This window comes from Pseudoxanthomonas sp. Soil82, assembly GCF_040446535.1.
Lineage (GTDB): Bacteria > Pseudomonadota > Gammaproteobacteria > Xanthomonadales > Xanthomonadaceae > Pseudoxanthomonas > Pseudoxanthomonas kaohsiungensis.
The window spans coordinates 382,841-396,329 of the sequence record NZ_JBEAAK010000001.1 but is presented as its reverse complement, the minus strand read 5'-3'; the positions used below and the strand labels follow the sequence as shown (position 1 = coordinate 396,329).

The window sequence follows — 13,489 nt, the reverse complement described above, 5'->3', positions numbered from 1 at the left end:
GCCGCTGCCGTCGGCGGCGATGACTAGCACCGGGCGCCCGTCCATGGCCCACGCCGCGCCGGGCAACCCCGTCAGCCACAAGAAAACGCCCGCGGCCCACCGGCGTCTGGAGGCCGGCGGGCCCGGGCGCAAGGCCCTTGCGCGTCCTGGGGAGGCCGTTCGCGCCTGGGACATCACGTCAGAACGTGTAGCGGGCGCCGACGAAGTACTGGCGGCCGTTGACGGTGTAGCGGTCAGGCATCGACAGGGTGGAGTCGACGTAGCGCGAGTCCGCCGTATCGGTCAGGTTGATCGCCTCGAAGGTGAGCGTCAGGTTGTCGCCGAAGCGGTAGGCCATGTTGAAGTCCACATTCTGCACCGAGTCCTTGCCGGTCACGTCGGGGGTGATCAACTGGTTGCCGTCCAGGTCCCAGACGTTCTCGCGGGTCAGGATCTCGCTGATGTAGCCGTCGCGGTAGCTGGTCGACAGGCGCGCGCTGAAGCGGCCATCGTCGTAGTAGAGCGTGGCATTGTAGGAGTTCGGCGAGAGGTTGATCAGGTCGTTGTTGGTGTACTCGGTGACCACGGTGGTGTTGCTGTTGGCCGCGGTGCTGAACAGGTAGGTGATCTCGGATTCGACGTGGGTGTAGTTCAGCTGCACGCCGAAGTTGCGCCACGCGCCCGGCAGGAAGGTGAACGGCTGCTGGTAGGTCAGCTCGTAGCCCTTGAGCGGGCCGCCGGGGGTGTTGAAGTAGCTCTGCACGTTGAACACCGTGTCCGGGCCGAAGCCGGCCGGCAGCAGGTCCAGCGAGTAGCCCATGTCCTCCCACGTGCTGAGCAGGCGGGTGCGCTGGATGTAGCTTTCGATGTCCTTGTAGAAGATCGCGCCCGAAAGCAGGGCGCCTTCGGCGAAGTACCATTCGGCGATCAGGTCGTAGTTGGTCGAGCGGAATGGCTCCAGCTGCGGGTTGCCGAGGTTGATCGAGTAAGTGCGGCCGTCGTCGAAGTACTGGGTCGGTCCACCGCTGACGCCCGGCGACAGGTACAGCAGCGCGGGGCGGGCCATGGTCTTGGCCGCGCCGAAGCGCAGCACCAGCTCGTCGGTCAGGTCCCACGCCAGGTTCATCGCCGGCAGCACGTCCTGGTAGTCGTGGGTGACCTCTGTGCCGACCAGGTAGCGGTCACCGGGTGCGGAGGTGGCGTTGGCCACGCCGAAGAACGCCTGGCAGTTCTCGGAATTGTTGGCCGGGTTGCTGGCCGCGCACGGCGCCCAGCCGGAAGCGGTGATCTGGGTGTTGACCACGCGCACGCCCACGTTGCCACGGAACGACCGCGCCATCAGGTCCGTGTTGAAATCCAGCTGCAGGTAGCTACCCAGGCTGCGCTCGTTGACCTCGAAGTTGTTGTTCGACGCGCCGAAGTGGCCGACGCTCGCCAGGCGGTAGTCGCCGCCTCGCGCGCCGCTGTCGCAGTTGCAGTAGATATCCAGAAGCTCGGCGACCTGGTCGAAGTCCGGCACCAGCCAGCTCGACGGCGCCCCGGACAGGTTGGCGCCGAAGCCGTCCAGCGAGGTGCTCAGGTCGCCTACGGTCACCCCGGCCGGCAGCGCCTGGGCCAGGCGGCCGTAGCTGATGTGCCGGTATTCCTCCGAGCTCATGTCGTAGCTCTTGTAGGCCAGGCCGCCGCGCAGGGTGAAGGTCGGGTTGAGGTTGAACTCCAGGTCCACCTTGGCGGTGTCGAACGAGTTTTCCACATACTGCGGATTGAGCCGGACTTCGCTGATGTTGCTGCCGCGCGCGGTGCCGTTGCTGTTGACCGGCACGGCGCCGTAGCCCAGCCAGGACCAGGACGAGGCGCTGTTGAGGTCGAACGGGAAGGTCATCCGCGGCATGTCCGGGGTGCCCCGCATGTCCAGCACGAAACCGTCCAGGTTCTGGTTGTCGAAGCTCACCAGCGAGAACACCGGGCGCTCGTAGTCCGAGCGCGAATGACCGACCTGCGCGTCGAGGCGGACCGAATCGTTGATGTGCTGCTCGAGGGTCAGGCTGTACTGCTGGAACTCGGTGGTCTCCTCGATCGCGGTCGATTCGGTACGGAAGTCGACGTTGTCGAACACGCCGTAGGTGAGCCGGTTCATGCTGTCGACCTCGGCTTCGCGCACCACGATCTGGGTCTTGCCGCCGAGGTTGGCCGCGCGATGCAGGTTGGCCCCAAGCGAGTCCTCGCGCTGGTCCTTGGACAGGCTGGAGTACATCGCGTCGAAGCTCAGCACCGTGTCGTCAGAGGGCTTCCACTGCAGGGCGCCGGTGACGCCGACGCGCTCGATCTCGTGCGCGGTGCGGATGTAGCGTGGATAGCGTGGATGCCAGGCGTTGGTCGCGGTCTCGTAGGCGGCGATGTTCTCGGGGGTATTGGCCGGGCGCGGCAGGCCGGTGCCGCACATGGTCGGGCTGATGCCGAAGCTGCCCCAGCCGTTGTTGCGGTCCTGGTTGGCCTGCGAACCGCTGCCGGCAGGGGTTTCGTTCGACAGCGGGTTGCGCGGGGTCTGCGGGTTGTAGCCAACCGGCGAGCAGAAGCCGTAGGTGCCGTTATTGGCCGCATTGGACTGGTTGGAGTTGCGGTGGTTGCCGTGCTCCCAGCGCACCGGGTTGTAGCCTTCCTCGTAGACGTTGCGTTTGCTGTAGGAGGCCGACAGCAGCGCGCCGAAAGTGCCGTCGCCCCAGGTGTTGGAGACCAGGCCCGACACGCGCGGATCGAACTTCTCGGTCAGCTCGCCATACCCGGCCTGGGCGCTGGCCGAGGCGCGGAAGCCGTCGTAGTCGAACGGGCGCGACGCGCGCAGGTCCACGGTCGAGCCCAGCGAGCCCTCGTCCATCTGCGCCGACTGGGTCTTGTTGACCTTGACCTGGCTGAAGAGTTCGGAGGCGAAGGTGTTGAAGTCGAAACCGCGGCTGCGGTTGACGCCGCCGGTACCGGTGCCGGCGGTGGCCAGCGCCTCCAGGCCGTTCAGGCGCACGCGGGTGAAGTCCGAGCCCAGGCCCCGGATCGAGATGCGTTGGCCTTCGCCGCCTTCGCGGTCGATCGACACGCCGGCGATGCGCTGCAGCGATTCGGCCAGGTTCTGGTCCGGGAACTTGCCGATGTCCTCGGCGAAGATCGCATCGACCTGCTCGGTGGTGTAGCGCTTCTCGTCCAGCGATTTCTGCAGGCTTTGCCGGTAGCCGGTGACGGTCACCTTGTCGAGTTCGGCGATGTCCTGGCCGATCGCCGCCGGCGCCTCGCCTGCTTCCTGTGCCGCCAGCGGCGCGGAAAGCGCCAGCGCGATCGCGGTAGCCAGCATGGTAACCGGTGTCTTTCTGCGGAAAGTGCGCTGTTGCATCACTTGATCCCCTCCCAGGGCGTTTATCGGTACTGCGGGATTGGTATCCGGGGGCCTCTGCCGGATGCCGCCGATGTCGATGACACCGATGGTCAAACGGAACCGTAACAGTGGCACGGCCGCATGGCATCTTGCAGCGCACCACCGTTGCAGGGGCGGAAACGCGCGCGACGTTGGCTAAAAAAAAAAGCCGGGGCGGTATGGCCGCCCCGGCTTCACTGGCTTCATCGATGTGACGCGATCAGAACTTGTAGCGCAGGCCCAGCAGGAACGTGCGACCGGTCTCGCTGTACTCCAGCGGCAGGCTCACGCTTGGGTTGGCGACCCACGACTCCTGTGCCTCGTTGGTCAGGTTCTGGCCTTCCAGGCTGACTTCGGCGTTCTCGCTCAGCTTGTAACGGATCGAGGCGTCGAGGATCGTGGTGCCGCTCTGGCCATGGTAGCCGGCGGCTTCGCTGTTGAAGCCGACTTCCGTGCCCGGAACCTGGATCAGGTAGTCGTTGCGGTTGGTCGCCGAGACGCGGCCGGAGAAGCGCTCGCCTTCGTAGAAGACGGTCGCGTTCCAGGAGTTCTTGGATTGGCCGACCATCGCTGCCTTCTGCGCCGCGGTACCGTTGGACAGCAGGTACTGGATCTCCGAGTCGACGTAGGTGTAGTTCATCTGCACGCCGAAGTTAGACCAGAGGCCCGGCAGGAAGGTGAACGGCTGGGTGTAGTTCAGCTCCACGCCCTGCAGTGGACCGCCCGGGGTGTTGATCGGAACGGTGAACACGAACTCGTCGTTGACCGTGGCGGTGGTGCCGTCGAGCAGGTTGGCCGGCAGGCCGCTGTCGGCATATACCATCGTTTCGCGGGTGTTCTGCACGAAGCTGTCGATGTCCTTGTAGAACAGCGCCGCGCCCAGCATCGCACCTTCCTGGAAGTACCACTCCAGGCCCAGGTCGTAGGTATCGGCGCGGGTCGGGTCCAGGTACGGATTGCCGCCGCTGACCGTGCGGGCGCTGCCGCTCACGCTCACGGTCACGCCAGGCGTCAGGGCGTTCAGGCCCGGGCGTGACATGACCTTGGCAGCGCCAAAGCGCAGCAACAGGTCCGGATTGAGCTCGGCGACCAGGTTCAGCGACGGCAGCGTGTCGCTGTACTCGCGGTCGACCGTGGTGACGATCGGCACGCCGCTGGCGGTGGCCACGCCGGTCGAGCTCTGCTTGGTCTTGACGTAGCGCACGCCGGCATCGCCGGTGACCGGCACCGAGCCGAGATCGAAGCCGAACTTGCCCATCAGCCAGGCGCCGCGGTCTTCTTCCTCGACCGAGTAGTCGCTCGGCACGTAGTTGGCCATGGCGAAGGTGCCGGTGCCGCTGAAGATGTCGAACAGCTCGGCGATCTGGTTGAAGTCAGGCACCACCCAGGTGCCCGGGTTGCCGGTCATGCCCTTGAGGCTGGCCAGGTCGACCATGTCGACCGGCACGATGCGGGTGCCATCGGGGAAGGTCGGGACGATGGTTTCCGTGGCGGCGCGACGACGCTCGATCGAGTCGAAGCTGTAGTCCTTGGCCTGGATGCCACCTTCCAGGGTGAAGGAGGAGTTGAAGAGCCAGGAGAAATTGAGGTCCGCGGTGTCGAACTCGTTGGTGACGTAGTTCTCGCGCATGCGGATGGTCGACAGGGTCCAGCCGTTCGGATCGGTCGGGCTCACGCCATAGTTGAATACCGGCTTGTTCATGTCGCCGCGGTAGTCGTAGCTGTACCCGTCGACGTTCAGCTTGTCCATCATGATCGTCGTCTGGATCGGGTTCTTGTGCTCCGACTTCGACGTGCCGACCTTGCCGTACAGCCTGAAGCTGTCGTTGAACTCATGCTCGCCATCGAGGCTGAACTGGTAGAACTCGGTAGCCCATTCGTCGTGGCGGTTCTCGGCGCGGATGTCGACGTCGTCCATGCGCGCGTAGACCAGCGCGCTGTTCTCGACAACGCCGTCCTGCACGATGATCTGGCGCTTGCCGGTGGTGCCGGAGGCGCTCAGGCCGTTGGCCTCTATGTACTTCTCGTTGCGCGTCGCGTCGATCTTCGAGTACAGGCCGTCGAAGCTGAACTCGGTGCTGTCGCTCGGCCGCCACTGCAGCGAGCCGGTGACGCCCAGGCGGTCCTGTTCGTGCTCCATGAAGGTATAGCGCGGGAAGCGCGGCGCGAAGACGTCCGGCTGCAGCGCGGGCTTGAATGGCGATGCGGGGTTGAAGCCGCCATTGGTGGTGCCGCCAGCCCAGCGCACGGTGCCCGTGCCTTCGTCCACCGTATTGCGCTCGGAGTAAGCCACCGAAAGCAGCGCGCCGAAGGTGCCATCGGCCCAGGTGTCGGAGATCAGGCCAGCGAAGCGCGGGCTGGCCGCGCCGGCCGCATCGTTCCAGCTGGCCTGCACGTTGGTGACTGCCTGGAAGCCGTCGTAGTCGAACGGACGCGCGGTACGCAGGTCCACGGTGGCGCCTAGGGAGCCCTCGTCGACGCTGGCCTGCGCGGTCTTGCGCACCACCAGCTGCGAGAACAGGTCCGAGGCGAACACGTTGAAGTCGAAGTTGCGGCTGCGGTTGGTGCCGCCCTGGCCGTCAGAGCTGCCGACGCTGCTCATCGCTTCCAGGCCATTCAGGCGCACGCGCGTGAAAGCCGGGCCCAGGCCGCGGACGGTGATCTGGCGGCCTTCGCCGCCGTCGCGGGTGATGACCACGCCCGGGATGCGCTGCAACGACTCGGCCAGGTTGAGGTCGGGGAACTTGCCGATGTCCTGGGCCACGATCGCGTCGACCATGCCGGTCTCGCCGCGCTTGATGTCGAGCGAACGCTCCAGGCTGGCGCGGTAGCCGGTGACGACGATGGTGTCGAGGTCGGTGGCCGCCTCGGCGGACGCCTGCGGAGCCGGGTCCTGCGCGGGGGCAGCGGCGTCCTGGGCGAACGAAGTCGGCATGTAAAGGGCCAAGCCGATCGAGGCGGCGAGCAGGGTAACCGGTGTCTTCCGGCGGATGTTCCGGGTTTGCATATCCCCTCCCAAAGGAAATACGGATGAATCACGGATGGCGTGAGTGACATTGCCCATCGGATGACACCGATGGCCAAACGGGAACCTAACACCGCCCGGCAGCCCCGGCATCTTGCAGCGCAGCACGGAACCCGGGGTGGGCGCGCTGGCAACAATCGACCGGCTCGCTAGAATTGACACCGCTAGCCAACGGCATTCTGCCGGGGCGGCATGCCACCATCGGTGCCGCCCGCACCGGGCCTGGGAGGGGAAAATGGCGCGTGTCGTGTGTTTCGGTGAACTGCTGCTGCGCCTGAGCGCGCCAGGCCGCGAAAAGCTGCTGCAGAGTCCGCAACTGGACGCGCGGATCGGCGGCGCGGAAGCCAACGTCGGCGTCTCCCTCGCCCATTTCGGCCACCAGGTCGCGGCCGTCAGCACGGTGGCCGACAACGCACTTGGCGAGGCGGCCGCCGGTGAACTGCGGCGCCATGGCCTCGATACCGCCGGCGTGCGCAAGGTCGCCGGCCGCATGGGCCTGTACTTCCTCGCCCCCGGCGCGATCCACCGCCCGGCCGAGGTGCTGTACGACCGCGCCGGCTCGGCCTTCGCCCTGGCCCCGGCCGATGCCTACGACTGGCCGGCACTGCTGCAGGGCGCCGACTGGCTGCACCTGTCCGGGGTGACGCCGGCGCTGGGTGCCAACACCGCTGCCACCGCGCTGGCCGCCGCCCGCGCCGCGCGCAGGACAGGAGTGAAGGTGTCGTTCGATGGCAACTTCCGTCCGAAGCTCTGGGAGGTATGGCAGGGCGACGCCAAGGCGATCCTCTCCGAGCTGATGGCCGAGGCCGACCTGCTGTTCGCCGACTACCGCGACATGGGCGTGGTGCTCGGCGGCCAGTACCGGCAGGCCGAGCCGCTTGCCCGCATCGAGGCCGCCGCGGCCGATGCCTTCGCCGCCTTCCCGCACCTGCGATGGATGGCCTGCACCATCCGCGCGCCGCGCAATGCCGATGCCCATGCGCTATCGGGCGTGCTGGTCGGCCGCGACGGCGGCACCGCACTGGCACCACAGGAAGAAGTGGGCCCGATCGTCGACCGCATAGGAGGCGGCGACGCCTTCGCCGCCGGCGTGCTGCATGGCCTGATCCACGGCTGGGCGCCGGAGCGCACGATCCGCTTCGGCCTGGCCGCCGGCTGCCTCAAGCATTCGATCCCCGGCGACTTCAACCTGGTGTCGGAAGCCGATGTCGAGGCGCTGGTTGGCGAAGGGCGCTACGACGTGAAGCGCTGAGCGCGGCACCGCTACGGTCGCTCGAGGCTGCGGTCACCGCATCATCCCTGGTAGGCGAAGGGCATTGCGTGGTCAGCACATGCCTCAGTCCCCCGGGATCCATGCGAAACCATCGCCTTCGGCGCGGACATGTCCCAGGCCGGGGAAAGGGAAATGCACGGAGTAGAGCCGCAGGTTCTGGTCGGCGGCGCGTTGCAGCAGCGCACGCCGGCTGGCCTGGGCCGTCGGTGCGTCACGGTCGAAACTCACCGTCCAGTCCGGCTGGCGCACCGAGACCACGTGGTGGTGCATCGAATCGCCCACGTAAAGCAGGCTCTGCTCGCCCGACGTGATCGCGTAGGCGGTATGGCCCGGGGTGTGCCCGTCCACGGCCACGGCGGTGACGTGGTCCGGCACGAGCACCGCGCCGGGTTCGAAGGTCGCCACACGTGGAGCGATGGCCGCCACCAGCGCGGCGTGCTGCGGCGACGCCTGCAGTGCAGCCCACTCCGCCGCGGCGATATGGATGGCGGCATTCGGGAAGGCGGGTGCGCCATCGGTGGTCAGCAACCCACCGACATGATCGGCGTGTCCGTGCGAGATGAACACATCGGTGACCTGCGCCGGTTCGACCCCCGCATCGCGCAACGATTGCGGCAGGCGTCCGCCGCGGGCGAAGCTGGCCGCGGCCGCCCCGGTATCGAACAGCAACAGGCGGCCGTCGCCCCTCACCAGCAGCGGCTGGATGCTCAGGCGCAGCGCATTCGTCGGCAGGCCCGCATCGGCCAGCAAGGCGCTCACGTCGGCGACGGGACGGCCGACGCCGAAGACCGAGTTGTCGTTGGGAAGATCGATATCGCCGTCCTTGAGGGCGGCCGCCTCCAGTGCACCGATATGGAAGCGGAAGATGTCCGGATGGGCCGGCGCGGTCGCGTCGGTGGCAGGGGCGGTGGGTGCGGCGACGTCGGCTGGCGCCGGATTCGAACAGCCCGTTGCCACCAGGGCGCCAAGCAGGGCGAGGGTCAGAGGGGAAGGAGGCACTCGGATCATGGGCGGCTCGGGAAGGAATGCGGGTCGGGCGCTCGTGGCACGCAAGCATGGCCAGCGTAGGCCTGGCCTTAGTGAACGACAACGATTGCCACGGAATTGTGCATCCCGCGACCTTTCATGTGGCGCGCGGGAGCCGGATCGGAGTCGCCCGGTCGATGTGGCAATGCCGCGGCGGAAGATTCACCGGGCACGTCGCCGGTTGCGAGGTCAGATGATCCGCAACGTAATCGCCTTCAGCACCGCACGCGTGCGGTCGCGGGTTCCGAGCTTGTCCAGGATCGTGGAGACGTAGTTCTTCACCGTGCCCTCGGCCAGGAACAGGCTGCGGGCGATCTCCTTGTTGGAGTAGCCGCCCGCCAGCAGGCGCAGGATCGCGACTTCGCGCTCGCCGAAGGTGTCGGTCGGCGGGGCCTCGTCGTGGAAGCGGTAGCGCGCGCGCACCGGGTCGGTGCTGACCGGGGCCAGCAGGGTCTCGCCGGCGGCCACGCGCAGGATCGCCTCGTGCAGATCCTCCGGGGCGGCGTCCTTGAGCAGGAAGCCCTGGGCGCCGGCGTCGCGCGCGTGCAGCAGCAGGTCGCTGTCGTCGAAAGTGGTCAGCAGCAGTACCGGCGTGCGGTCGCCTTCGTCGCGCAGTTCACGCAGGGCGGCGATGCCATCCAGGCCCGGCATGCGGATGTCGCTCAGGACCACGTCCACCGGCTGCAGCTGCAAGGCGTCCAGCAGGCCTTGGCCGTCCTCGGCCTCGAACGCGACTTCGATTCCGAGCCGTTCCAGCAGCGCCCGCAGTCCGGCGCGCACCAGCGCCTGGTCGTCGGCCAGTGCGACCCGCAGCGGCCGTTCCGGGCCGTTCACGCCGGCAGCCTGGCCAGCAGCCGCAGGCCGCCGCGCTCGGTGCGGCCGACCATGAGCACGCCGTCCAGTGCGGCCAGGCGTTCGCGCATGCCGGCGATGCCATTGCCCTCGCGCAGGTCGGCGCCGCACTGCCCGTCGTCGTGGATCTCGATGCGCAAGCCGTCTACCCCGTGGTCGATCCGCAGCCACACGCGCTCCGCGCCGGCATGGCGTGCCGAGTTGGTCAGCGCCTCCTGCGCCAGCCGCAGCACCGTCTCGGCCACGGCCGGGTCGGTGATGCGTACCCCGGGTGCGATTGTGAGATGCAGCGAGGGCCGCGGGAAGGGGGCGGCGAGCGCGCGCAAGGCCGTGGCCAGGTCGAGGCCACGGTCGTCGCGCAGCGACTGCACGACCTGGCGGATGTCGCCCATCAGTTCGCCGGCCAGGCGCTCGGCCAGGGTGACGTCGGCCCGCCCGGCCAGCGCCGGGTCCGCGGCCAGCGCGCGCAGGTTCAGGCGCATCGCGGTGAGCTTGTGCCCGGCCACGTCGTGCAGCTCGCGCGCCATCCGCAGCCGCTCGGCATCGCGCGCGCTGTCGGCGAGCAGGGCGCGCGTCGCGAGCAGGTCGGCGTTGACCCGTGCCAGCGCCGCCCGGGCGCGCTCGGCCGATTCGGCGTAGTACACGCAGATTGCGCCGAGTGCCTGGAAGCCGAGGTTGATCAGCACCATCGGCAGCGGATCATGGAATCCGAGGCTGCGCAGGACGAGGAAGAAGGCGACATTGACCAGCACCACCACCGGCGCCGCCAGCCGCACCGGCCAGGCCGCCACGGTACAGGCGGCCCAGATGACCAGCAGCACCTGGGATGCGCCGACCTCGACGCTGAGGCGGCACAGCGCCAGCACCACCAGCGGCATGGCCAGCAGCGCCGCATGGCGCCAGCCGCGCCGGTGCTCGGGAAGGAACTGGAGCAGGACGAACAGGGCCAGGTAGGCCGCGAGCAGCAGGTGGGCCGCCAACCGCGACGGCGCCTCGACGAAGCGCATCGAATAGCCGACAGTGAGGATGGTCAGCAGGCCGGCCAGGCCGAGCGGCTGGAGCAACGGTTGCAGCGCGGTTCTGAGCGACGAGAGCATGCGGGCATGCTCCGGCGCGCGGAGGCGCGTGGCAATGGCCCGGACGCCGAAAGTGACTTCCGGCAGGTCGGCACGCGTCCGCTAGCGCCAACCCCGGCGGCGGCTTGGCGAGGGTTACGCCAGCGGCGCTCTGGCTCCGGGTGCATCGCCGGCGTCGCCGGCCCGCATCCCGCCTGCGAGCACCCGGACCTGCGGCGAGGTTCAGCCGGGCAGCGACTGCCGCAACCGGTCGATCCCGTCCCACGGGTCCTTGCGCAGCCGCGACGCGCGCTGCAGCGCCTTGTCCGGGCTGAACGCGCCCGGCCGGTCGAACTTGCCCAGCTCCTCCCAGCGCAGCGGCATGGCCACGGTCGCGTGCTCGCGCGCGCGCAGCGACCAGCTGGCCACGCTGGTCGCGCCGCGGGTGTTGCGCAGCCAGTCCAGGAAGATCCGCCCGGTCCGCTTCGCCTTGCGCGCGTTGGCCAGCCACCGTTCCGGCGCATGCGCCTCCATCGCCCGGGCGAAGGCCTCGCAGAAGTCGCGCGCCTGCTCCCATGGCACCGCCGGCGCGAGCGGCACCACCACGTGCAGGCCCTTGCCGCCGCTCATGCGCAGGAAACTTTCCAGGCCGGCCTCGCGGAGGCGGCCGCGAACCTCGCGCGCGCCGTCGCACACGGCCTTCCATGACACGCCTTCCCCGGGATCGAGGTCGAACACCAGCCGGTCGGCGCGCTCGGGGTCCTCCACGGTTGCGCCCCACGGATGGAACTCGAGCACGTTCATCTGCACCAGCTGCAGCAGGCCGGTCGCGTCGTCGATCCAGACGTAGTCCTCGATCCCGCTCTTCTGCCGCAGTGGCAGCGCGTGCACCGCCTCGCCGAAGCCGGCGCCATGGTGCTTCTGGAAGAAGCACTGCCCGGTCGCGCCGTCGGGACAGCGCACCAGCGACAGCGGCCGCCCGGCGATGTCGCGCAGCAGCCACGGTGCGATCGCGCGGTAGTACGCCGCCACGTCGCCCTTGGTCATGCCGTCGGCCGGATAGACGACCCGATCAGGATGGGTGATCACGACGTCGGCGCCGTCGGCGCTGCCGGCTTTCCGCGCGGCCTTGGCCCTGGTTCTGGCGGGGGCGGTCTTGGCCGCGCCCTTGCCTGCCTTCGCCCGCGCCGGCGCTTTCGCCTTGGACGCGGCCGGCTTCTCCGGCTGCAGGTCCGCCATGTCCTTGTCCTCCCTCAGTCCGCGGAAGCTGGCCTGGCGCAGCAGGCCTTCCTTGGCCCAGCCGCGGAAGGCCACTTCCACGACCAGGCGGGGCTGCAGCCACTGTACGTTGCGCGGGCGCAGCGGGACGTGGGCCGGCAGTTCGACCGTGGGTCCAGCGGTTTCCAGCGGCCGCATGCGCTTGAACAGGTCGCGCAGCATCGCGTCGCCGAACCCGCTGCCGACGCGGCCGACGTAGCGCAGGCCGTCCTGCCCGGGTCGCGCCAGCAGCAGCGAACCGAAGTGGCCCCGGGCGCCCTTCGGCGCGGTGTAGCCGACGACGACGAACTCGTCGCCGTCCTCGTGCTTGACCTTGATCCAGTCCTGGCCGCGGCCGCCGCGGTACCGCGCGTCCACGCGCTTGCTGATGATGCCCTCGAAGCCGGCCTTGCCACTGGCGGCGAACACCTCGGCTCCGTGCCCGACCACGTGGTCGCTGTAGGCGAGCACGCCGGGCGTGCTGCCCAGCAGCTCGCGCAGCAGCTGCTTGCGCTCGACCAGCGCCGTGCCCGACAGGTCGACGCCGGCCACGCCGGGCAGGTCGAACACCACGTATCGCAGTGGTTGCCGCGAACTGCCCTCCAGCACGCGCTGCAAGGCGGAGAAGTCGCTGTGGCCCCGGTCGTCGAGCACGACCAGCTCGCCGTCCAGGTGCGCGTCGGAGACCGGCAGCGCCTCGACGGCCCGGGCGATGGCCGGCACCCGCGCGGTCCAGTCCAGGTCGTTGCGCGAGCGCAGTTTCGCCTGGCCATCGACCAGGTCGGCGAGCAACCGGTAGCCGTCCCACTTGATCTCGTGCAGCCAGGCGTCGCCGGACGGCGGGGCCTCGCGCAGGGTGCACAGTTCGGCGGCGAAGCCGCTGGGATGCGGACGGTCGCGCGCGCCCTCGAGCGCCAGCGCACGCTCGCGCCAGGCGGCCTCCCGTCGCGGGGACTTGCGCGAAGGCGCGCTTTTTCTCGCCGCTGCGCGCGCCTTGGAATGCCCGCCCGTGGCAGCCGTGCCCTCGGCAGCCTTGGCGGCCTTGGCGCTCTTGGCGGCGATTGGTGCCCTGGCCTCGCCCCTCGGCCGGCCCGTCCGTGATGGAGTCCCGACCAGATCGTCCGCCTCCACGTCGGCGGCGTGGTCGTCGCTGCGCTTGATCAGCAGCCACTGTGGCTGCCGCGCCGGCTTGCCGGTGCGGACCAGCTTCCAGGCGCCCTTGAGCTTGTCGCCGTGCAGTTCGAAATCCAGCGAGCCCCTGGCGATCGCCGCCAGCGGCTCGCCGTCCGTGGTCCAGGTGCCCTGGTCGAAGATGTCCACGTGGCCGGCGCCGTAGTGGCCTTCCGGGATGTCGCCTTCGAAGCCGGCGTAATCCAGCGGATGGTCCTCGACCTCCACCGCCAGCCGCTTGTCGCCGGCGCGCAACGACGGGCCCTTCGGTACCGCCCAGCTCTTGAGCACGCCATCGGCCTCCAGCCGGAAGTCGTAGTGGCGCCGCGATGCATGGTGCAGCTGGACGACGAATATCGGCTGCCGCTTCGACCCGCGCCGCCGCGTCGCGCCCTGCGGTTCCGGGGTCGCGCCGAAGTCGCGCTTGCGGGCGTAGTCGTGCAGCGACATCG

Annotated in this window: 7 protein-coding genes; 1 reads left to right on the top strand and 6 read right to left on the bottom strand. The window is 68.9% G+C overall.

Translation table 11 applies throughout. The annotated features are described in order from the left end of the window. Positions 1-178 precede the first annotated feature (178 nt). Together ABKA19_RS01735 and ABKA19_RS01730 are read right to left on the bottom strand one after the other, a co-directional pair. Entirely contained in the window at positions 179-3,358 is a 3,180-nt protein-coding gene (locus ABKA19_RS01735; protein WP_502945687.1) for a TonB-dependent receptor, read from the bottom strand. 241 nt (positions 3,359-3,599) lie between these two features. After that, positions 3,600-6,386, bottom strand: a complete 2,787-nt coding sequence (locus tag ABKA19_RS01730; protein WP_353687377.1) for a TonB-dependent receptor — start codon at positions 6,384-6,386, stop codon at positions 3,600-3,602. 253 nt (positions 6,387-6,639) lie between these two features. Between ABKA19_RS01730 and ABKA19_RS01725 the strand changes: the two genes are divergently transcribed. Further along, positions 6,640-7,656 carry a sugar kinase gene (locus tag ABKA19_RS01725; protein ID WP_353687376.1) on the top strand — a complete coding sequence of 339 codons (1,017 nt, stop codon included), beginning with the start codon at positions 6,640-6,642 and terminating at the stop codon, positions 7,654-7,656. Positions 7,657-7,740: 84 nt separating this feature from the next. Here the strand turns inward: ABKA19_RS01725 and ABKA19_RS01720 are convergent, their stop codons facing one another. The 4 genes from ABKA19_RS01720 to ligD form a co-directional block, all read right to left on the bottom strand. After that, positions 7,741-8,685, bottom strand: coding sequence for an MBL fold metallo-hydrolase (locus tag ABKA19_RS01720; protein ID WP_353687375.1), 945 nt, complete (start codon positions 8,683-8,685; stop codon positions 7,741-7,743). A 207-nt stretch (positions 8,686-8,892) separates the two neighbouring features. Further along, positions 8,893-9,537 (bottom strand): response regulator transcription factor, encoded by a 645-nt coding sequence (locus ABKA19_RS01715; RefSeq protein WP_353687374.1) that lies wholly within the window; start codon positions 9,535-9,537, stop codon positions 8,893-8,895. Then, positions 9,534-10,652 (bottom strand): sensor histidine kinase, encoded by a 1,119-nt coding sequence (locus ABKA19_RS01710; RefSeq protein ID WP_353687373.1) that lies wholly within the window; start codon positions 10,650-10,652, stop codon positions 9,534-9,536. Before ABKA19_RS01710 ends, ABKA19_RS01715 begins: the two co-directional genes overlap by 4 nt. A gap of 201 nt (positions 10,653-10,853) precedes the next feature. Further along, positions 10,854-13,487, bottom strand: a complete 2,634-nt coding sequence (gene ligD, locus ABKA19_RS01705) for a DNA ligase D (RefSeq protein ID WP_353687372.1) — start codon at positions 13,485-13,487, stop codon at positions 10,854-10,856. Between the last annotated feature and the right edge of the window lie 2 nt (positions 13,488-13,489).